Here is a 22,599-nt window from a genome sequence, read left to right on the forward strand (position 1 = left end):
GCGATACACGTAAGCTATCAAGTCCGCGTTAGGTCAGGAAATAATATAAAACGATATATTTATAACTAAATCATCTCAGTGGATAAGTTTGCTTATATTGAAAGAAAAAGTGAAATCATGGGCGGGGAAAACGGGCGATTATGGCCGTGAATCCCCGGCCAAACCGCATTTCTAGCGTGTATGAGTAACAACAACCTCAACAGAGTTATATACCGAGTTATAGTATTTAACTGGGTATTTCTTCCGACTTTACCTTTTCATGATGATTCGAAGTAGTGGATTTAACTTTAGTCTTTGTCAGGCTTTCAGACTCTTCGCTAATCTCTGACTGACCAATGAAAACACCGCCTTTCTTGATAGAGAAATTACTGCCTTTTACAATGCCGTTTAGCCGACCATTCTCCAAAATTTCCAAATGATCGGAAACACAAACACCCTCGATCCGCCCATCAACCGTAATGTGAGGGGCAGTTAAATTCCCTTCAATATGACCACTGCGCATCAATCTTAGTGTGCCTTCATTGACAACAATATCACCGATGACAACACCATAAATTTGAATGTCACCATCAAGATTAATATTACCTTTTAATTTTGTCCCCACCGCTATAATCGTATTTGTCTTCACTGAGTCTGATGGCGAACCCGATAATGGGGCTGAAGATGGTAGAGAAGAGTTGGCCATAATAGACACCTTGTCATGACTGCTTGCTTTCTTTTTAAACATAATATTTATCAGAATAAAAATGAGGAATAAAGTAGGAGCAAGAAGAAGATAAAAAAATAAATTGTAGACTATATAGCTAACTAAACATGCTCCCCAAACAACCCACAGCAGGCTAAGAGCGACATTCTTTGGCATATACAGACGTATGTTCACTTATCCCGCCCAATGTAAACGCATATTAAAAATCATATATTCTTATGCAGATAAATATTAAAATCGCCATTATATTATAATAGGGGAAATATACTTTCCCCATGAGGGAAGTTATATTTCCCCTAAACAATAAAACCATTTAAATATACATCCACAAAGCAACAAAACACACTTTCATTATGTCAATCAATGGGGGATTAAATATAAACAGAGATAAAACGAGAGTGAATTAGCTTAATAAATTAATAATAAGGTAGCAAAGGCGGGAAAAAATAATTTATAAAAATAACCCCCAATCAAGCAGAAATGCTTAATCTAATTGGGGGAAACAGGTTACTTTTCAGCTTTATTAGAAAGCAGTTTTTCTAAATCATCGCCACCTAAGTGACGGAAATCCTGACCTTTAACAAAGTAGAAGATAAATTCGCAGATATTCTGGCAGCGGTCGCCAATGCGTTCAATCGAACGGGCGCAAAACAATGCTGTCAGCACACTTGGGATAGTTCGCGGATCTTCCATCATATACGTCATCAACTGGCGCACAATGCCTTCATATTCCTGATCAACTTTCTTATCTTCGCGATAGATTCGGATAGCTTCATCCAAATCCATCCGGGCAAAGGCATCCAGAACATCATGCAGCATCTGTACCGTATGACGCCCCAAAGACTCCAAACTGACCAGTAAAGGCTGGTGTTGATGAGAGAATTTTTCCAGCGCAGTGCGGCAGATTTTATCCGCCACATCACCGATGCGCTCTAGCTCAGAAATCGTCTTGATGATGGCCATCACCAGACGCAAATCACTCGCCGTCGGCTGACGTTTGGCAATGATGCGCACACAGGCTTCATCAATGGCCACTTCCATCATATTGACCTTTTTATCACCAGCAATGACCTGTTTTGCCAACTCGCCGTCCTGATTGTGCATGGCGGTGATCGCGTCAGATAATTGTTGTTCCACCAGCCCGCCCATGGTCAATACTTGGGTGCGGATATGTTCAAGTTCTGCATTGAACTGGCCGGAAATATGTTTATTAAGATTCAAGTTATCCATGATACTTCCCGTACATGTAAATAGGCGAAATTGATGTATACCCTATGAGTAAAATCAGCCATAGCGACCGGTGATATAATCTTCCGTCTGTTTCTGCTGTGGCGCGGTAAACAGCGTATCTGTATCACTGAATTCAATTAACTCGCCCAGATACATAAATGCCGTGTGATCTGAGCAGCGAGCCGCTTGCTGCATGTTGTGTGTCACTATCACCACCGTATAGTCAGACTTCAACTCGCTGATCAGCTCTTCAATACGGCCAGTCGAGATAGGGTCAAGTGCTGAGCAAGGCTCATCAAGCAACAACACATCTGGGCGAATCGCGATACCACGGGCGATGCATAGGCGCTGCTGCTGGCCTCCCGACAAACTGTATCCGCTCTGGTGCAACTTATCTTTGGTTTCATTCCACAAAGCCGCTTTGGTCAGCGCCCATTGCACGCGCTCATCCATATCGGTGCGAGATAGGTTCTCAAACAGTTTCACACCAAAGGCGATGTTATCGTAAATCGACATTGGGAATGGGGTTGGCTTTTGGAAAACCATGCCAACTTTTGCCCGCAACAATGCAATATCTTGTTTATCGGTCAGGATATTCTGCCCATCCAGCAAAATGTCGCCTTCAGCGCGCTGATCCGGATACAACTGATACATTTTATTGAATGTACGCAGCAGTGTTGATTTACCGCAGCCTGATGGGCCGATGAATGCTGTGACCTGGTTTTTGGCAATATCCAGCGAAATATTCTTCAGCGCATGAAATTTGCCGTAGTAGAAGTTCAGATCGCGAACCTGAATTTTGCTGTTGTTGATGTCAGTAGCCATACTCATCAAGACTTCTCTCTTTTAGCCAATGCCGCCGTAGCTGCATTTTGGAATTTATTGGCGAATCGGGTTTTTCTTTGCTAATTAAGGGCTTTTCTCAGCCGATTAATACTTTTTCTTAGCAAAAATAACGCGAGCCACAATATTCAGTAACAGCACACACAGGGTTATCAAAAGCACCCCAGCCCATGCCAGTTGTTGCCATTCAGCAAATGGGCTCATGGCAAACTTAAAGATAGTGACCGGTAAGTTAGCAATTGGCTGACTCAGATCGGTACTCCAGAACTGGTTGGAGAGCGAGGTGAACAGCAAAGGCGCGGTTTCACCGGCAATACGCGCGACCGCTAACAAGATACCCGTCAAAATACCGGAGATAGATGCTTTCAAGGTAATGGCCGATATCATGCGCCATTTTGGTGTTCCCAATGCATAAGCCGCTTCGCGCAAGCTATCCGGTACCAACTTCAGCATGTTTTCAGTGGTGCGAATGACAATAGGGATTTGTAACAGCGCCAGCGCAATCACCCCAGCCCAACCGGAGAAGTGCTCCATCTTGGCAACCACTATGGTGTAAACAAACAGGCCGACAACAATGGAAGGGGCTGATAATAAAATGTCATTTATAAAGCGGGTAATTTCCGCCAACCAGGATTTACGGCCATATTCCGCCAGATAAATCCCCGCCATAATCCCCAGTGGGGTGCCAATGACGGTTGCCCACAGAATTAATAATCCGCTCCCCGCAATGGCGTTTGCCAACCCCCCACCGGCCGTATTGGGCGGCGGTGTCATCTCGGTAAACAAGGCCAAAGACATACCGTCGATACCTTTGGTCACCGTGGAGAACAAAATCCACACCAACCAGAACAGGCCAAATGCCATGGTGGCCATTGAAAGCAATAAAGCAATACGGTTTTTTTGACGACGCCATGCCTGCTTTTTACGGCGGGTTTCCATCAGCGTCGCATCACTTTGCATATCCATCGTCGCCATCTTAGCGCCCCTCTTTCTTAGCCAGACGCAAAACCATTAACTTAGATAAAGCCAGTACGATAAAGGTAATGACGAATAAGATCAGACCCAGTTCCATCAACGCGGCGGTATGTAAGCCAGATTCAGCTTCGGCAAACTCATTCGCCAACGCGGAGGTAATACTGTTGCCCGGCATAAACAGCGAGAAACTGTCGAGCTGGTAGGTGTTGCCGATAATAAAGGTTACCGCCATGGTTTCACCCAGCGCACGGCCCAGCCCCAACATCACGCCACCAATAACACCATTTTTGGTATAAGGCAGCACAATGCGCCAAATCACTTCCCAGGTGGTGCAGCCAATACCATAGGCCGACTCTTTCATCATCACCGGGGTTTGTTCGAAGACATCGCGCATGACAGCTGCAATGTAAGGAATAATCATGATGGCCAAGATGATACCGGCGGCCAGAATGCCGATACCAAAAGCCGGGCCAGAGAACAATACGCCCACAATCGGGATGCCGGACATCACATTGCCGACTGGCTCTTGGAAATAGCGGGCAAATAACGGGGCGAAGACAAACAAACCCCACATCCCGTAAACAATGCTGGGGATCGCGGCTAACAATTCAATCGCCACACCCAGTGGGCGTTTTAACCAGTTTGGGGCTAATTCAGTTAAAAACAGAGCAATACCAAAACTGACCGGAACCGCGATGAGTAGGGCAATAACCGAGGTCACAACCGTGCCGTAAATCGGCACTAATGCACCAAACTGTTCAGCCGGCGCATCCCACTCTTTGGTCCACAGGAAAGCCCAACCAAATTTCTCAATGCTTGGCCAGGAAGCAATAATCAATGAAACGATAATGCCGCCTAACAGAAATAGCGTAATCAGCGCAGCCAGTTTAACTAGCGCACTGAAAATGATGTCACCATATTGACTCGGTGCTTTGATTGTCGGCTTGTCAGCCATAGACTCTCTTCTCATCTGAGTGTTATACCCCCTTGTACTTGAAGCCGCAGGCGTGTTGGCGGCGTTCACTAACCCGAATCACTGACTGGTCTTGACCTTAAAATAAGTCAGCTCATCGGGATTAGCTCAATTGCCGCCTACCTGCAACTCCAATTACTTTGGGTATAAGGTGATGTTATAAATAACTTATTACAGGTAAAACGAACTTCAATCAGAAGATTGGCTTACCGCTGCTATCTTTAATCTGAGTTTTCCAAGCAGCACGGACTTGCTCAACAACTTCAGCTGGCAATGTTGCATAATCCAGCTCGTTGGCTTGTTTAGCGCCGTCTGTGTAACCCCAGTCAAAGAACTTCAATACTTCAACGCCGTTAGCCGCATTTTTCTGCTCTTTATGTACCAAGATGAAAGTTGTTGATGTTATTGGCCAAACATCATCACCTTTTTGATTGGTTAAGTCTTGAGCAAATGTTTTGCTCCAGTCCACACCTTTCGCCGCAGAGCTAAAGCTGTGTTCTGTTGGGCTAACAGGTTTACCATCCGCAGAAATCAGTTTGGTGTAAGCCAGGCTATTTTGTTTGGCGTAAGCATATTCTACATAGCCAATAGAGCCAGGTAAGCGCTGTACAAAGGCGGCGATACCATCGTTACCTTTGCCACCCAAACCAGTCGGCCAGTTAACCGTCGAACCTGCGCCTACTTTTTCTTTCCATTCTGCGTTCACTTTAGCCAGGTAGCTGGTGAACACGAATGAAGTGCCGGAGCCGTCAGCACGACGCACCACAGCAATATTTTGATCTGGCAATTTAACGCCTGGGTTCAGCTTAACAATAGCCGGATCATTCCACTTTTTCACATTACCCAGATAAATATCACCCAGTGTTTTACCGTCTAATGTCAGTTCACCGGATTTAATACCAGGGATATTCACGGCCAATACTACGCCGCCGATCACTGTTGGAAATTGGAACAAACCTTCAGCCGCCAGTTTGTCATCTGTTAATGGCGCATCAGACGCACCGAAATCAACAGTATTGGCAATAATTTGTTTTACGCCGCCCGAAGAACCGATCCCCTGATAGTTAACTTTGTTACCTGTTTCTTTCTGATAAGAATCTGCCCACTTGGCATACACCGGTGCGGGGAATGTCGCACCTGCACCCGTCAGGCTTGCAGCAGCGAACGCGGACACGGTGGTCATAGATAAAGTCGCTGCCACAATGCTGGCTACGGTGGTACGCATCAGTTTCATAATCCCTCCTAATGGGATATTAGAATTAACTCTATACCAAAGAACTTGGTGCTGCTGGTAGGCGGCAAGCGAACCCCGATGAACTTACTCGTGTAAGTGATTCGGGTGAGTGAACGTAGCTAACAAACCTGCAACTTCAAGTACAAAGTGTATAAAATTTTTTCATCAGATTAAGTATGGTGCAGGAGGGAAAATAGGACAGTTTAATGACAGAAAAATGTATGAAATATTACAGTTATATGACAGCAAACAAGAATCAATACAAGACGTTGATTTTATTTGTTTTAATGTTTTTTTAGTTTAAATATAAAACTCAGAAAGTAAGGGTTTTAGTTAAAAAGGGGATAATTGGCACTCATATTTATGACATTAGAAATTGGTGTTCGCGGCTAGCCTCCTATCGTATCATTGCTCACTAAAGCCCCCTTATAATTACCACGAGTCACTAAAGTCATCATGAATCTTACGCCACCTTGAGTTATTCCCCATCGCACTGAACGACTCTGAGCGGGTACTGTTAAAGCATTCATGCTTTTCGCATTATCTATTCATGCCCATTTAGGCCAATATTTTATCGGTTTTTTGCTGTGATGCTTAGGATCTTGGCGTTTAGCTATTTTGCCAACACCCGGTAAGTTTTACCTAAGAAATAATAATGAAAAGAGACAGAAGAAATGAGTAACAGTAATCACATTAACACCGCTGAAGCGTTAGGCGATCAACTGCGTGTAGCCCAGGTTCTCACATCACCAAAGTTAATGGCACGTGAATGTTTAGCCGGAGTGATGACAGCATTGGCGCTCATTCCTGAAGTTATCTCATTTTCTGTCATTGCTGGCGTCGATCCGAAAGTAAGTTTGGTCGCATCTATTGTTCTGTGTTTGACGCTATCTATTCTCGGAGGGCGACCCGCAATGGTCACCGCCGCTGCAGGTTCAGTGGCATTAGTCATCGGCCCAATGGTTCATATACATGGCGTCGAATACATACTGCCAGCGGTCGTGTTGGGAGGGATAGTTCAAATCCTGTTCGGCATGACAGGTTTATCTCGCATGATGCGTTATATCCCGCGCTCTGTGATGATCGGTTTTGTTAATGCATTGGGTATCTTGATATTTTTCGCTCAGGTACCCCATGTTTGGGGGCAATCGAACCTGGTATGGGGGATGCTTGTCATTACCCTGCTCATTGTCTTGCTGCTCCCGCGTATACTTAAAAGCGTACCCTCACCACTTATTGCCATCGTGGTCGTCACTGTAGTGGCTTTGTTGATGGGCTACCGACTACCTAATGTCGGCGATGAAGGGCCGATGGGTGGCGGCTTGCCAGGGTTCACCCAGCTTCTGGTTCCTCTGAATTGGCAAACACTCCACATTGTATGGCCTACAGCGTTAAGTATCGCTTTTGTCGGGTTAATGGAGTCGCTGTTAACAGCAAAACTGGTAGATGACATTACAGATACCCCATCAAGCAAGCGCCGTGAGTCATGGGGCCTTGGTGTTGGTAATATTCTCGCCGGTTTTTATGGTGGCATCGCGGGTTGTGCCATGATTGGCCAGACTATCGTCAATGTTGAGTTAGGCAAAGCCCGGAGCCGAGTTTCAACTTTCGCGGCAGCCGTGGTTCTGCTGTTACTGGTGACAGGTCTGAGCAAAATTTTGGCACAAATCCCTATGGTGGTACTCGCGGGCATAATGATGGTTGTCGCAGTAAAAACGGTTAACTGGCATAGCTTGCAAACATCAACCCTTAAACGTATGCCCTGGTCAGAAACACTGGTGATGGTGCTAACTGTAGTGATTACTGTCTGGACGAGTAATCTCGCGCTCGGTGTATTGGCCGGAGTTATTGTTGCCATGGCGCTATTTGCACGCCGCATAGCCCATGTTATTCATGCAGAACGTACATTAAGTGATGATGGTGAAAGTGTTCGCTATACCGTACGCGGCCCACTATTTTTTGCCAGTAGTAACGACCTGTTCGAGCATTTCGAGTATGCCAATGACCCCAAACGAGTCATCATCGACCTGACGCATGCACAGATTTGGGATGCTTCCACCGTAGCGGCTCTGGATGGTATCGAGTATCGCTATAAACGTTACGGTGCTGAAGTGACTATTGAAGGGCTGGATATGCGCAGCAGCGATTTTCATCGTCGCCTAACAGGAAATTTAAGCTAATCATAAAAAAGTCCGGTGATGCTATTTAAACAGCACAACCGGACTTTTAGATTTATCGCGATTTTATCATCCGCAGGGATTATTCAACCGTCACTGATTTTGCCAGGTTACGAGGCTGATCCACATCGGTGCCTTTAATCAGCGCGACATGGTAAGCCAGCAATTGTAGTGGCACGGTGTAGAAGATAGGAGCAATAATTTCTTCTACATGCGGTAACTGAATGATTTTCATGCCTTCGCTATCAGTAAAGCCAGCATCTTGATCGGCAAATACATACAGCAAACCGCCACGGGCGCGCACTTCTTCAATGTTAGATTTCAGTTTTTCCAACAATTCATTATTTGGCGCGACCACGATGACCGGCATATCTGCATCAATCAATGCCAATGGGCCGTGCTTCAATTCACCCGCTGCATAAGCTTCAGCATGAATATAAGAAATCTCTTTCAGTTTCAGCGCACCTTCCATCGCAATCGGATACTGATCGCCACGGCCAAGGAACAGTGCATTGTGCTTATCAGAGAAACCTTCAGCCAGCGCTTCGATGGTTTTATCCAGAGACAGCATCTGCTCAATACGCGCTGGCAAAGCCTGTAGTGCATGAACAATGTCGTGCTCTAAACTGGCATTAGCGCCTTTCAGCTTGCCGATACGCCCCACCAGCATCAATAACACGGTCAACTGAGTGGTAAAGGCTTTGGTTGAGGCCACGCCAATCTCGGTACCGGCTTTAGTCATCAAGGCTAAATCAGATTCGCGCACCAGCGAAGAACCGGCGACATTACAAATTGCCAGAGAACCTAAATATCCTAACTCTTTGGATAAACGCAGAGCGGCCAGTGTATCGGCGGTTTCACCTGATTGTGACAAGGTAATAAGCAAGCTATTCGGGCGCACAGCGGATTTACGGTAGCGGAACTCGGATGCAATTTCTACATCGCAAGGTACACCGGCTAATGATTCAAACCAATAACGCGAAACCATACCTGAGTTGTAAGAAGTACCGCAGGCGATGATTTGGATATGTTGGACGTCAGCCAGCAAAGCATCAGCCTTAGGGCCAAGCTCAGATAAATCAATCGCCCCGTGGTTTAAACGGCCTTCCAGCGTGTTCTTAATCGCCATTGGCTGTTCATAAATTTCTTTCTGCATGTAATGGCGGTAAACACCTTTATCGCCGGCATCATATTGCACCTGAGATTCGATCTCAGGGCGCTCAATAGCATTACCCTGCTTATCAAAAATAGCGATGCTACGGCGAGTCACTTCAACCACATCACCCTCTTCCAGGAAGATAAAGCGACGGGTGACTGGCAATAAAGCCAGTTGGTCGGAGGCGATAAAGTTTTCACCCACACCACAGCCAATAACCAATGGGCTACCTGAACGTGCTGCTATCAAGCGGCTTGGGTCACGGCTATCCATCACAACAGTGCCGTAAGCGCCTCGCAATTGCGGGATCACGCGCTGAACGACTTCCAGCAATGAACCGCCCTGTTGTAGCTCCCAATGCACCAGATGAGCAATAACTTCAGTATCAGTTTCAGAACTGAAACGGTAGCCACGGCTAATCAGCAATTCACGTAAAGGTTCGTGATTTTCAATAATGCCGTTATGAACGACGGAGATGTAGTCCGAAACATGAGGATGCGCATTGGCCTCTGATGGCTCACCATGAGTGGCCCAACGAGTATGTGCAATCCCGGTTCCGCCATGTAAATCTTGGCTTTCGGCCGCATCAGATAGCGCCTGAACTTTACCCACCCGACGTAAACGAGTCAGATTACTGTCAGCATCCACTACAGCCAAACCAGCTGAGTCATAGCCACGATATTCAAGACGACGTAAACCTTCGATCAGAATCTCAGCGATATCACGTTGCGCTACTGCGCCAACAATTCCACACATCTGTTTTATTCCTATTTAAGATTCTTTTAGAACCTTGTCGATGTCAGTGACCTGAATTTCCGGATTTTCCGGGGTTCCCCGAGCCTGTAGAGTTGGGGATTATTATGTTTTGTTCTGTATTCTCGGCACAAATAGATAAGCAAAAAACACAGGGCAAAACATCCCTTCAATGCAGAATAACGAACGTTGAAGGGACTGTTTTAATAGATTATTTTTTCTTAACCGGACGCTGCCAACCCTGCACATGAACCTGTTTAACTCGGCTAAGAACTAACTCATTTTCGGCAATATCACCGGTGACGGTAGTACCGGCAGCAATAGTCGCGCCGTTTGCAACAGTCACTGGCGCGACGAGCTGAGTATCAGATCCAACAAAGACATCATCACCAATAATAGTTTTAAACTTATTAGCTCCATCATAGTTGCAGGTGATTGTCCCTGCGCCGATATTTACGCCTGAGCCAATCTCAGCATCGCCTAAATAAGAAAGGTGTCCGGCTTTAGAACCTTTACCTAAGCGGGCTTTTTTGATTTCAACAAAGTTACCGACATGTGCGCCCTCAGCTAACTCAGCACCCGGCCGCAAGCGGGCAAATGGCCCAACGGTACAACCAGCATCTAAACGAGAGTCTTCCAACACACTGTATGGGCTGATTTCTGAATCATCGCCAATAACACAGTTTTTAAGTACACACCCGGTACCAATACGCACCCGGTCACCTAAAACCACATGGCCTTCAATAATGACATTGGTATCAATTGTGATATCACGGCCATGTGTTAATTCTCCCCGCAAATCAAAGCGCGCGGGATCCAGTAACATCACCCCGGCTAACAACAACTTTTCAGCTTGCTCTGACTGATAGACGCGCTCAAGAGTGGCTAACTGCAGGCGGTTATTGATTCCTTCCACTTCACTCAAACGAGCTGGATGCACCGCAACTATCTTCTGACCATCAGCATGGGCCAAAGCAATAATATCGGTGATATAAAATTCACCCTGAGCATTATTGTTGTCCAACAATGATAGCCAGCGTTTTAGATCACGGCCATTGGCAACCAATATCCCAGTGTTGATTTCATTAATCTCGCGTTGTGCATCGCTGGCATCTTTATGTTCAACAATACCCACCACATCGCCATTCTCACGCACAATGCGCCCGTAACCGCTAGGGTTATCCAGCTTCACCGTCAACAAGCCAATACCCCCCTTTGGCTTAGCTGCCAATAGGCGCTCGAGAGTATCAACAGAGATCAACGGCACATCGCCGTACAACATCAGGATATCTTCATCATCAGAAAAATAGGGTGCAGCTTGTTGCATCGCATGCCCGGTACCCAACTGCTCAGCTTGCAGTACCCAGTTAAGCGCCGGATCAGTCAGTGTTTTTTTCAATAACTCACCGCCGTGCCCATAAACCAGATGAACATGTTGAGCACCCAACTTCATGGCAGCATCAATAACATGCTGAACCATCGGCTTACCTGCCAGTGGGTGTAACACCTTAGGAAGGTCGGAATACATACGTGTCCCCTTACCTGCGGCAAGGATGACTACACTCATTGAGCTGTTAGACATAAGCAACCTGATAACTCCAAATTAATAGACGGAAGTAAACCTGTTTAGAGAAATAATTACTACATATTTCTCAGCGAAAAACGTATCCAACCCGCATGGTTAAAGGGCTGTAGCAATTGAGCTGGTAATAAAAAAATGTAGCAGAAAGTGTCTGCGATCAGCGACGTTTTCTGACCTGTTTTTATCAAAACCCCCTCACCGACTCAGATAATTAACCACTTATTTTACGTCAAGAAACAAGAGTTTTCAGAAAGAAACGCTTTCAGTTTAGCGTAGGCTTAATTAAATACGGGAGAGGTAGGTCAAATGACAGCGCCCAAAGGAGAAAGGGGACAGAAAGTCAGCTTTATTGCACGTAAAAGTAAAAAAAAATGCCAATCAGTTTTACTGACTGGCATTCTATCGTTCTTTATATTCTTCGTATTTGAAGTCGCGGGAAGTTAGCTATTTTCGCTGACTACCGACAACCCCAATAACTTTGAATATTTAATAATTTTACATATCAGTGGGTTACTAAAAACCCACCACTGTAAAATTACATCGCTTTCCTGGTCAGCTCGATTACACGTAGTTTTGCAATCGCCTTCGCCAATTCAGCGGATGCCTGAGCATAGTCGACATCACCGTGGGAATTATTGATATGGTCTTCAGCTTTGCGCTTAGATTCCAGCGCCTTAGCTTCGTCCAAATCAGTTCCGCGAATAGCAGTGTCAGCCAATACGATCACAACACTCGGTTGCACCTCAAGGATGCCGCCAGAAAGATAAATAAACTCTTCCTCACCGAACTGCTTAACGATTCGTATCATGCCAGGCTTAATGGCAGTGAGCAGTGGGGCGTGACCCGGGAATATACCCAGTTCACCTTCACTACCCGTCACCTGAATTTTTTGCACCACGCCCGAGAACATTTTCTTCTCTGCGCTTACAACATCCAGATGGTAAGTCATTGCAGCCATGTCACCCTCCAGTCAACAGCGTTACAGTTTCTTGGCTTTTTCCACTGCTTCTTCAATGGTGCCAACCATGTAGAACGCCTGCTCCGGCAGGTGGTCATAGTCGCCGTTCATGATGCCTTTGAAACCACGAATGGTGTCTTTCAGCGATACGAACTTGCCCGGTGAACCGGTAAAGACTTCTGCCACGAAGAACGGTTGAGACAGGAAGCGCTGGATTTTACGCGCACGGGATACAACCAATTTGTCATCTTCTGACAATTCGTCCATACCCAAAATCGCGATGATATCTTTCAGTTCCTGGTAACGTTGCAGAATAGACTGCACGCCACGCGCTACATCGTAGTGCTCCTGACCAACAACCAGCGGATCAAGCTGACGGCTGGTGGAGTCAAGCGGGTCAACCGCCGGGTAAATACCCAGAGAGGCGATTTGACGGCTCAGAACGACGGTTGCATCCAAGTGAGCAAAGGTGGTTGCTGGAGAGGGGTCAGTCAAGTCATCCGCTGGCACGTAAACGGCCTGAACAGAGGTGATTGAACCCGTCTTGGTGGAAGTAATACGTTCCTGCAACACGCCCATCTCTTCTGCCAGTGTTGGCTGATAGCCTACCGCAGATGGCATACGACCCAGCAGTGCGGATACTTCCGTACCAGCCAAGGTATAGCGATAGATGTTATCGATGAACAGCAATACGTCGCGACCTTCATCACGGAATTTCTCCGCCATAGTCAGGCCGGTCAGTGCAACGCGTAGACGGTTACCTGGTGGCTCATTCATCTGGCCATAAACCAAGGATACTTTGTCCAAAACGTTGGAGTCAGTCATCTCGTGGTAGAAGTCGTTACCCTCACGAGTACGCTCACCCACACCAGCAAATACAGAATAACCTGAGTGCTCAATCGCAATGTTACGAATCAGCTCCATCATGTTTACTGTTTTACCTACACCCGCACCACCGAACAGACCAACTTTACCGCCCTTAGCGAACGGACAAATCAAGTCCATAACCTTGATACCGGTTTCTAACAAGTCTTGCGAGCTGGCAAGCTCTTCGTAAGAAGGCGCTTCACGATGGATTGCCCAACGCTCTTCTTCACCGATAGGACCTTTCATGTCGATTGGGTCACCCAATACGTTCATGATACGGCCCAGAGTTGATTTACCCACCGGCACTTCAATTGGGTGTTCCAGGTTGATAACTTTCAACCCGCGGCTCAGACCATCGGAAGAGCCCATCGCGATACAACGAACAACACCACCGCCCAGCTGTTGCTGAACTTCCAGCACGAGCTTCTCAGCTGCGCCTTCAACCTCAAGGGCGTTGTACACTTTTGGTACAGCGTCTTGGGGGAATTCGACGTCCACTACGGCGCCGATTACCTGGATAATCTTTCCAGTAGCCATCTTGAATCCTCTACGTAATACGTTTACCCGTCATATTCCAAATTGCTGGGGCGTTGACTGCTTTCTCTCACCCAAGTTGCTTACTTAAGTAAGCGCCTGGGGATTTGCTCAATTGTCGCCTTTCTGCAATCTGAACTATTTTGGGTAATAACCTGGTTAAACCGCGGAGGCTCCCCCGACGATCTCGGTGAGTTCCTGAGTGATGCTGGCCTGACGAGCTTTGTTGTAAACCAACTGCAGCTCTTTGATCAGACTACCGCCGTTATCGGTGGCGGCTTTCATCGCTACCATTCGCGCGGCCTGTTCGCTAGCCAGGTTTTCAACGACGCCCTGATAAACTTGCGATTCCACATAGCGACGCAGGAGGGTATCCAACAGCGCTTTTGGATCAGGTTCATACAGGTAATCCCAGGATTTCCTCTTCAGCTCACCGTCTTCCGCTGGCGGAAGAGGTAACAGCTGCATGATCCGTGGTTCCTGAGACATCGTATTGATAAACTTGTTATTAACGATATACAGTTTATCCAAACGACCTTCATCATAGGCTTGCAACATCACTTTCACTGGCCCGATAAGTTCTGACAGAGAAGGGTTATCCCCCATGCCAGTAACCTGAGCAACAATCTTGCCGCCCACGGAACCAAAGAAAGAAGCTGCTTTTGACCCGATTAGCGCTAAATCACATTCAACGCCTTTTTCAGACCAACCTTTCATCTCAGACAACAGTCTTTTGAACAGGTTAATGTTCAAACCACCGCACAAGCCACGGTCTGTAGAAACCACCAGATACCCAACACGCTTAACATCGCGCTCTTCCAGGTATGGATGTTTATATTCCAGATTACCTAACGCGAGGTGACCAATCACACTACGCATTGTTTCTGCATAAGGACGGCTAGCCGCCATGCGTTCCTGCGATTTACGCATTTTGGAGGCGGCGACCATCTCCATGGCTTTGGTGATCTTTTGCGTGTTTTGCACGCTGGCGATCTTGGAACGTATCTCTTTTGCGCCGGCCATTTCTGCTTCTCCTCATTGCCAGACGGCCTGCTTTCCTAACGAAAAGCAGGGCCGTATAGCGTTACCAGGACTGGGTTGCCTTAAATGTATCAAGGATGCCTTTCAGCTTAGCCTCGATTTCATCGTTATACGCGCCAGTTTGGTTGATTTGTTGCAGAAGCTCGGCGTGCTCGCGGTCAGCAAATGCCAACAGCGCAGCTTCAAAGCTACCTACCTTCGCCAACTCGATATCACCCAGATAACCACGTTCAGCTGCGAACAGAACCAGAGACTGCTGTGCAACAGACATCGGTGCATATTGTTTCTGTTTCAGAAGCTCGGTCACTTTCTGACCATGGCTCAGCTGTTTACGTGTTGCATCATCCAAATCGGATGCGAACTGGGAGAACGCAGCAAGTTCACGATACTGTGCCAGAGCGGTACGAATACCACCGGACAGTTTTTTCATGATCTTGGTCTGCGCTGCACCACCCACACGGGATACGGAGATACCTGGGTTAACCGCAGGACGAATACCGGCGTTAAACAGGCTGGATTCCAGGAAGATCTGACCATCGGTAATAGAAATTACGTTGGTCGGAACGAACGCGGAAACGTCCCCTGCTTGAGTTTCAATGATTGGCAATGCGGTCAAAGAACCCGTTTTACCTTTCACTTCACCCTTGGTAAAGGCTTCAACGTAATCGGCGTTAACACGCGCAGCACGCTCCAACAAACGGGAGTGGAGGTAGAATACGTCGCCAGGATAAGCTTCACGGCCTGGTGGACGACGGAGCAGCAAGGAGATTTGACGATATGCAACAGCCTGTTTAGACAGGTCATCATAAATAATCAGAGCATCTTCACCGCGGTCGCGGAAATATTCACCCATGGCACAACCGGAGTAAGGTGCCAGGTATTGTAATGCCGCAGATTCTGATGCTGTAGCTACCACCACAATGGTGTTAGCCAACGCGCCATGTTCTTCCAGTTTACGCACTACGTTTGCAACAGTAGAGGCTTTCTGGCCGATAGCAACATACACACATTTAATGCCTGAATCGCGCTGGTTAATAATCGCATCAATCGCCAGAGCAGTTTTACCTGTCTGACGGTCGCCGATGATCAATTCACGCTGACCACGACCGATTGGAATCATGGCATCGACTGACTTATAGCCAGTCTGAACAGGTTCATCAACGGATTGACGTTCGATAACGCCAGGTGCGATAGCTTCAACAGCTGAGAAGCCGTCGTTTTCTACCGGACCTTTACCATCAACAGGTTCACCCAGAGTATTGACGACGCGGCCCAACAGGCCACGACCGACTGGAACTTCCAGGATACGGCCAGTACATTTAACCTTCATGCCTTCGGCAAGATCGGCGTACGGGCCCATAACTACAGCACCTACGGAGTCGCGCTCCAGGTTCAGTGCGATTGCGTAACGGTTGCCTGGCAGTGCGATCATCTCGCCTTGCATAACTTCGGCCAAACCGTGTACACGAATGATCCCGTCACTGACGGAAACAATAGTACCTTCATTGTGAGCTTCGCTCACCACATTGAACTGAGCAATGCGCTGCTTGATCAGTTCGCTGATTTCGGTGGAATTCAGTTGCATATGCTCCAGTCCCCTTAAGACTGCAAGACGTCCGCCAGGCGTTCTAGACGACCGCGAACGCTGCCATCTATCACCATATCGCCTGCACGTATTACTACGCCGGCCATTACGGACTTATCGATTTTGCAATTCAGCTTAACTTTGCGTGACAGACGTTTTTCCATCGCAGCAGCAATTTTTGCCAGCTGTTCGTCGTTCAATGGGCTCGCAGAGCTCACTTCAACGTCGACGGTCGACTCCAGCGAGGCACGCAGTTGAATAAACTGCTGTAGTACCTCAGGAAGAACCAGTAAACGGCCATTCTCCGCCATAACTCGAATGAAGTTCTGTGCGGGTTCATCGAGCTGATCACCACAGACTGCAATAAACGTCTTAGACATTGTTTCTGGTGCTACAGCACCGGAAAGCAATTCAGCGATTTGTTCATTGCGCGTCACTTGGGCAGTAAACGCCAGCATATCTTGCCAACGTTCAACCACCTGGTGCTCAACAGCAAAGTCAAAAGCTGCTTTGGCGTAGGGGCGAGCTACAGTTACAAATTCAGACATCAGCCCCTCCCTCCTTACAGTTCAGCGACCAGTTTATCAACGATGTCGCTGTTAGCAGCTTCATCCACGGAACGTTCGATGATCTTCTCGGCGCCAGCTATAGCCAGCATCGCGACTTGCTTACGCAACTCTTCACGAGCACGCTTACGTTCGGCGTCGATCTCTGCCTGCGCTTGCGCCACGATTTTGTTACGTTCCTGTTCAGCTTCTGCTTTAGCTTCATCAAGGATCTGAGCTTTACGTTTACTCGCTTGCTCAATAATCACCTGTGCTTCTGCTTTGGCCTTCTTCAGTTGGTCGGTCGCATTGGCTTGCGCTAAGTCCAAATCTTTTTTGGCACGTTCTGCAGAAGAGAGACCGTCAGCAATTTCTTTTTGACGCTTCTCGATGGCAGCCATAATCGGCGGCCATATATACTTCATGCAGAACAGGACAAACAGGACAAACGCGATGGCCTGGCCGAGGATTGTTGCGTTAAGATTCACAGCACAATGCCTCTTTAAAAGTTAATAGTTTGGTGTAGTTCACAGTAGAGAAAACTCTACTTACGCGACAGCAAACATCACGTACAGACCCAGACCAACAGCGATCATAGGGATGGCGTCAACCAGACCCATGACGATAAAGAACTGTGTACGCAGCAGAGGAATTAGGTCAGGCTGACGTGCAGCGCCTTCCAAAAATTTACCACCCAGGATGCCGATACCGATCGCAGCACCGATTGCCGCTAAACCCATCATTATAGCGGCAGCCATGTACAGCAGATCCATATTCAGGTTTTCCATGACAGTCTCCAGTTTATTTCAGTTAAAACGCAGTAATGTTATAAGAAAATCAGTGCTCTTCGGACGCCATCGACAGATAGACAATCGTCAGAACCATGAAGATAAAGGCTTGTAACGTAATAATCAGTATGTGGAAGATAGCCCAAGGTAAACTGAGCATCCACTGTGACCACCACGGCAACAGGCCAGCAATCAGGATGAAGATCAACTCACCCGCATACATGTTGCCGAACAGTCGCAGACCGAGTGAAACCGGTTTGGACAGCAGGCTGACACCTTCCAGAATTAAGTTCACTGGAATGAATATCGGGTGATTGAACGGCTGCATCGTTAATTCTTTTACGAAGCCGCCTACACCTTTCATTTTAATGCTATAGAACAGGATCAGGATGAAAACACCCAATGCCATGGACAAGGTAATACTTACGTCAGCAGTCGGTACCACGCGCAGCGCTGGTAACCCAAAGACATGTTCACCGATGTAAGGCAGTAAATCGATTGGCAGCAAGTCCATCATGTTCATCAATAAAACCCAAACAAACACAGTTAGGGCTAATGGCGCGATGACTTTACTTTTGCCGTGGTACATATCCCGTACGCTGTTATCGACAAAACCGATAATTAACTCAACAGCCGTCTGCAATTTGCCAGGCACGCCACTGGTGGCACCTGCCGCAACTTTGCGGAACACAAACAGAAAAGCTAACCCCAGCACGACAGAGAAGAACAAAGAGTCAATGTTCAACGTCCAGAACGTTGCAGGGCCCGGTGAGTGGGGATTGACCAACTCAAAGGTACGCAGGTCCAACTGAAGGTTGTTCAGGTGGTGCCCTATGTAGTCCCTTGGAGTAGAGATTTCTCCTGATGCAGACATGATGCCTCTTACCCTTTTTTTAGTTAAATACGGTGACCGTCGAATACGATAACTGTTAAGTACGGTAGCCGCTTATCACGGCCGGTGCCAATATCTGCACAATCAGCACCGCTAAATAGGTTAAACCGAGTGGTGCAAATGCTGCTTTAAACAGCCCTAATGCCACAATCAGCAAAATTATCGTCATGATAACTTTTAACCCTTCGCCAATGGCAAACGACCACGCAACACGACCTGGAGCAGCTGTTTTTACTTGATGGCGGCAAGCAAACAACATAAAAATGGCACTGGGCAACCAGGCTGCCAATCCTCCTGCCAGAGCAGAAGCACTCCATTCCAGGCTTTTAAAACCAAAAACAGCACTGAGAACAACAAAAGTCATTAACTGCAACAACAGCAACTTTCGTGCAATTTTCCCACTGTAAAGGGATACAGGCATGACGTTTGTTCTCTCCAAACCACACTAAAGGTATGCTGAGTGAGGTATAAAACTGCCTTTTACCCCATTGAGTCAAGCAGCAAAAAACGAGCAAATTATACGGGCCACTCAAACGAATTCAATCGATAAGTAGCGAAAAGGTGAACAATTATTTAAATTTTCTTCTTTCGCGCTATTTTCACAAGGAAACCCTCGGAATAAAGCACGTATTTAATTGTCTGACTATTCCATCTATTATCAATAAAGCGTGCAACAGATCACAAAACTTAAAACAAACTGATTTATATCCTATAGAGCTTTACTTTGTCTTTAACGAAAAGAGCCATTAAATACTTTTATAAATCATAATGTTAAATTTAAACCATTATCAAACAACTTATCTACTTAGTAAAAACTTACCGTTGACATTTCAGATAATAACCCGGCAACAGTTTGGATACATAAAAACATAATCTCTTCGGTAAAATAATGACCAAAGTGACTATTTGGTCGCTTTCAATATAATTTTATCATTCGTGGACGATGATTTTGTAAACAATACGTGAAATATAATCTTCCCGTATGAGCATTAGCGAATAAATACTCGCCTATATTAAAAGGGCTAAATAAGATAAACCCCCTACTTTCATTAAGGATTTATTACATTTTTTTGATAAATAGCAAAGTTAGTTTGACTTAAGAATAACCAAATGACGTTCACCGTCTAACTCAGGTACCTGCAATCTCACCACAGACTCGAGAACTATTCCTTCAGGCAATATCCCTAATTCATCATCTGGCCTTACCCCTTTTAGCGCATAAAAACGCCCTTCTGGCTTGGCTGGCAAATGATGGCACCAGGACAGCATATCTTGTAAGGATGCAAATGCACGGCTTATTACACCATCAAATGGCGGTTTTGCGGCAAAGTCCTCAACTCGGCTTTGTACCGGTTCGATATTACTTAATCCTAATTCGTGTTGCACTTGCCGCAAAAAGCGAACGCGTTTACCCAAGCTATCGAGCAATACGAAGTGTGAATCGGGGCGCACTATGGCTAAAGGTATCCCAGGAAGCCCTGGCCCCGTACCGACATCGATAAAACGGTTACCTTGTAAATGTGGGTTAACGACAATGCTATCCAAAATATGTCGTACCAACATTTGCATTGGGTCACGCACAGATGTCAGATTATAAGCTTTGTTCCACTTATCAAGCAGTTCCACATAGCCTATCAGTTGGTGTTTTTGCTGATCGGGTAACGCAATACCTGCTGCATTTAGCAGGGAATCTAATTTTTTTAACACAACAATATCCTCTGACTAAAAAATCTCTGTCAGCCTGTAATGAACCAGTATGTGGAGTAATAATCTAGCCGAGCTAGTGGTTTGAATACTTCGTTACTGACTGAAAATAAAGCTAAATCTGCCTGACTGCTTATCTCTCACAGCTCAGGCAAATGTTGAATAGTTACGCGCTACGACGTAGCAAACCTTGTTTTTTCAGCCAAACCAGCAAAATGGAAATTGCCGCAGGTGTAATACCTGAAATACGTGAAGCCTGACCGATAGAGTTAGGTTTGTGATCATTCAATTTAGCAATAACTTCATTAGATAAACCAGATACTTGGCGATAATCTAAATCAGCAGGCAGCAATGTATTTTCATTGCGCAGCTGTTTTTCAATTTCTTCCTGCTGACGAGCAATATAGCCTTGATATTTAACTTGAATTTCAACCTGATCAGCGGCTTGCGGATCCGTTAATGCTGGGCCAAATAAAGGCAAAGTTGTTAACAAGCGATAGTCAATTTCAGGGCGGCGCAGTAATTCTTCCCCATTGGCTTCTTTTGACAATGGAGCTTTCAGCAACGCATTGATTTCAGCTACGTTCTCAGAATGGGGATGAACCCAAATATCTCGTAGGCGCTGCCGTTCTTTTTCAATTTGCTCAATTTTTTGGCTAAAGTGTGCCCAACGAGCATCATCGACCAACCCTAACTTACGACCCATTTCAGTCAAGCGCAGATCCGCGTTGTCTTCACGCAACATCAGACGATATTCCGCTCGTGAGGTAAACATGCGGTACGGTTCTTTGGTGCCGAGGGTGCTTAAATCGTCCACCAGCACGCCAAGGTAAGCTTCATCACGACGAGGTGACCACCCATCATCATCATTGGCGAAACGGCCCGCATTGAGGCCTGCAAGCAGCCCTTGAGCTGCTGCTTCTTCATAACCGGTGGTGCCATTGATTTGTCCGGCAAAGAATAAACCCTGGATATATTTGCTTTCCAGAGTAGGTTTCAAATCTCGCGGATCAAAGAAATCATACTCAATGGCATAACCTGGCCGAATAATACGTGCGTTTTCAAGCCCTTTCATTGAACGAACTATCTGCATCTGAACATCGAAAGGCAAGCTGGTAGAAATACCGTTTGGATAGATTTCATTACTGGTCAGGCCTTCAGGTTCAAGGAAGATCTGATGTGAATTACGATCCGCAAAGCGCATAACTTTGTCTTCGATCGATGGGCAATAACGTGGCCCAATCCCTTCGATGATCCCGGCATACATCGGGCTGCGATCCAGGTTATTACGGATCACTTCATGCGTTTTTTCATTAGTGTAGGTGATATGGCATGCCATCTGCTCAGGGTGTTGATCGGCATTTCCCAGGAAAGAGAATACTGGAATTGGCGTATCACCAAACTGAGGAGCCAATTGGCTAAAATCGATGGTGCGCGCATCAATACGCGGCGGAGTACCGGTTTTAAGGCGATTGACTCGCAGCGGTAATTCACGCAAGCGTTGTGACAATGAGATGGATGGGGGATCACCAGCACGGCCACCGCTGTAGTTCTCAAGGCCAATATGAATTTTCCCGTCCAAGAAAGTACCGACGGTCAATACCACAGCTTTAGCACGGAATTTTAATCCCATTTGGGTCACTGCACCGACCACACGATCGTTCTCAACAATCAGATCTTCAACAGGTTGCTGGAAGAGAGTCAAGTTAGGCTGGTTTTCCAATGCGGTGCGGACTGCCTGGCGATATAGGACGCGGTCAGCTTGCGCTCGGGTTGCTCTTACCGCAGGGCCTTTGCTGGCGTTTAGTATCCTAAACTGAATACCGGCTTGGTCAGTCGCCATTGCCATCAAGCCGCCCAGAGCATCGATCTCTTTTACCAAATGCCCCTTACCGATACCGCCAATCGCTGGGTTACAAGACATTTGTCCCAGTGTGTCGATATTGTGCGTCAGCAATAAGGTCTGACGTCCCATGCGTGCCGCTGCCATTGCAGCTTCTGTGCCGGCATGGCCACCACCAATGATGATGACGTCAAATTGATCTGGATAAAACAT

20 protein-coding genes are annotated in these 22,599 nt (G+C 46.6%); 1 reads left to right on the plus strand and 19 read right to left on the minus strand.

Annotation, left to right across the window (positions count from 1 at the left end):
* Positions 1 to 226: 226 nt before the first annotated feature.
* The 6 genes from DXZ79_RS20455 to pstS form a co-directional block, all read right to left on the minus strand.
* A complete protein-coding gene (locus DXZ79_RS20455; protein WP_244942328.1) occupies positions 227 to 835 on the minus strand; it encodes a bactofilin family protein in 609 nt (202 codons plus the stop codon).
* A gap of 378 nt (positions 836 to 1,213) precedes the next feature.
* On the minus strand, positions 1,214 to 1,936 hold the full coding sequence (phoU, locus tag DXZ79_RS20460; RefSeq protein ID WP_038637723.1) for a phosphate signaling complex protein PhoU: 723 nt from the start codon (positions 1,934 to 1,936) through the stop codon (positions 1,214 to 1,216).
* Positions 1,937 to 1,990: 54 nt separating this feature from the next.
* Positions 1,991 to 2,767 (minus strand): phosphate ABC transporter ATP-binding protein PstB, encoded by a 777-nt coding sequence (gene pstB / locus DXZ79_RS20465; RefSeq protein WP_038637726.1) that lies wholly within the window; start codon positions 2,765 to 2,767, stop codon positions 1,991 to 1,993.
* A 99-nt stretch (positions 2,768 to 2,866) separates the two neighbouring features.
* Positions 2,867 to 3,754, minus strand: a complete 888-nt coding sequence (gene pstA, locus DXZ79_RS20470; protein WP_038637729.1) for a phosphate ABC transporter permease PstA — start codon at positions 3,752 to 3,754, stop codon at positions 2,867 to 2,869.
* Between the two features lies 1 nt (position 3,755).
* The gene (pstC, locus tag DXZ79_RS20475) at positions 3,756 to 4,709 is read right to left on the minus strand and encodes a phosphate ABC transporter permease PstC (RefSeq protein WP_038637732.1); all 954 of its coding nucleotides are present in this window, start codon (positions 4,707 to 4,709) and stop codon (positions 3,756 to 3,758) included.
* A 211-nt stretch (positions 4,710 to 4,920) separates the two neighbouring features.
* Positions 4,921 to 5,961, minus strand: a complete 1,041-nt coding sequence (gene pstS / locus DXZ79_RS20480) for a phosphate ABC transporter substrate-binding protein PstS (RefSeq protein ID WP_038637735.1) — start codon at positions 5,959 to 5,961, stop codon at positions 4,921 to 4,923.
* A 674-nt stretch (positions 5,962 to 6,635) separates the two neighbouring features.
* Between pstS and DXZ79_RS20485 the strand changes: the two genes are divergently transcribed.
* Entirely contained in the window at positions 6,636 to 8,141 is a 1,506-nt protein-coding gene (locus tag DXZ79_RS20485) for a SulP family inorganic anion transporter (protein ID WP_038637738.1), read from the plus strand.
* 79 nt (positions 8,142 to 8,220) lie between these two features.
* Here DXZ79_RS20485 and glmS read toward each other — a convergent pair whose 3' ends face one another.
* The 13 genes from glmS to mnmG form a co-directional block, all read right to left on the minus strand.
* Positions 8,221 to 10,050, minus strand: a complete 1,830-nt coding sequence (glmS, locus tag DXZ79_RS20490; RefSeq protein WP_038637741.1) for a glutamine--fructose-6-phosphate transaminase (isomerizing) — start codon at positions 10,048 to 10,050, stop codon at positions 8,221 to 8,223.
* A gap of 208 nt (positions 10,051 to 10,258) precedes the next feature.
* On the minus strand, positions 10,259 to 11,629 hold the full coding sequence (glmU, locus tag DXZ79_RS20495; protein ID WP_038637742.1) for a bifunctional UDP-N-acetylglucosamine diphosphorylase/glucosamine-1-phosphate N-acetyltransferase GlmU: 1,371 nt from the start codon (positions 11,627 to 11,629) through the stop codon (positions 10,259 to 10,261).
* A 535-nt stretch (positions 11,630 to 12,164) separates the two neighbouring features.
* Positions 12,165 to 12,587, minus strand: a complete 423-nt coding sequence (locus DXZ79_RS20500) for a F0F1 ATP synthase subunit epsilon (RefSeq protein ID WP_004393020.1) — start codon at positions 12,585 to 12,587, stop codon at positions 12,165 to 12,167.
* A gap of 21 nt (positions 12,588 to 12,608) precedes the next feature.
* Positions 12,609 to 13,991, minus strand: coding sequence for a F0F1 ATP synthase subunit beta (atpD, locus tag DXZ79_RS20505; protein ID WP_032816366.1), 1,383 nt, complete (start codon positions 13,989 to 13,991; stop codon positions 12,609 to 12,611).
* Between the two features lie 156 nt (positions 13,992 to 14,147).
* A complete protein-coding gene (gene atpG, locus DXZ79_RS20510; RefSeq protein ID WP_038637747.1) occupies positions 14,148 to 15,011 on the minus strand; it encodes a F0F1 ATP synthase subunit gamma in 864 nt (287 codons plus the stop codon).
* Positions 15,012 to 15,072: 61 nt separating this feature from the next.
* The gene (gene atpA / locus DXZ79_RS20515; protein ID WP_120011592.1) at positions 15,073 to 16,614 is read right to left on the minus strand and encodes a F0F1 ATP synthase subunit alpha; all 1,542 of its coding nucleotides are present in this window, start codon (positions 16,612 to 16,614) and stop codon (positions 15,073 to 15,075) included.
* 14 nt (positions 16,615 to 16,628) lie between these two features.
* A complete protein-coding gene (gene atpH / locus DXZ79_RS20520; protein WP_004393034.1) occupies positions 16,629 to 17,162 on the minus strand; it encodes a F0F1 ATP synthase subunit delta in 534 nt (177 codons plus the stop codon).
* Positions 17,163 to 17,176: 14 nt separating this feature from the next.
* Entirely contained in the window at positions 17,177 to 17,647 is a 471-nt protein-coding gene (atpF, locus tag DXZ79_RS20525; protein ID WP_004393038.1) for a F0F1 ATP synthase subunit B, read from the minus strand.
* 60 nt (positions 17,648 to 17,707) lie between these two features.
* Positions 17,708 to 17,947, minus strand: coding sequence for a F0F1 ATP synthase subunit C (gene atpE / locus DXZ79_RS20530; protein WP_004393045.1), 240 nt, complete (start codon positions 17,945 to 17,947; stop codon positions 17,708 to 17,710).
* A gap of 49 nt (positions 17,948 to 17,996) precedes the next feature.
* Entirely contained in the window at positions 17,997 to 18,821 is an 825-nt protein-coding gene (gene atpB, locus DXZ79_RS20535) for a F0F1 ATP synthase subunit A (RefSeq protein ID WP_005161179.1), read from the minus strand.
* Between the two features lie 55 nt (positions 18,822 to 18,876).
* Positions 18,877 to 19,260 carry a F0F1 ATP synthase subunit I gene (gene atpI, locus DXZ79_RS20540; protein WP_004393047.1) on the minus strand — a complete coding sequence of 128 codons (384 nt, stop codon included), beginning with the start codon at positions 19,258 to 19,260 and terminating at the stop codon, positions 18,877 to 18,879.
* A 665-nt stretch (positions 19,261 to 19,925) separates the two neighbouring features.
* Positions 19,926 to 20,546, minus strand: coding sequence for a 16S rRNA (guanine(527)-N(7))-methyltransferase RsmG (gene rsmG / locus DXZ79_RS20545; protein ID WP_038637752.1), 621 nt, complete (start codon positions 20,544 to 20,546; stop codon positions 19,926 to 19,928).
* A gap of 163 nt (positions 20,547 to 20,709) precedes the next feature.
* Positions 20,710 to 22,599 (minus strand): tRNA uridine-5-carboxymethylaminomethyl(34) synthesis enzyme MnmG, encoded by a 1,890-nt coding sequence (gene mnmG, locus DXZ79_RS20550; protein ID WP_038637755.1) that lies wholly within the window; start codon positions 22,597 to 22,599, stop codon positions 20,710 to 20,712.

It is taken from the genome of Yersinia rochesterensis (assembly GCF_003600645.1).
GTDB lineage: Bacteria > Pseudomonadota > Gammaproteobacteria > Enterobacterales > Enterobacteriaceae > Yersinia > Yersinia rochesterensis.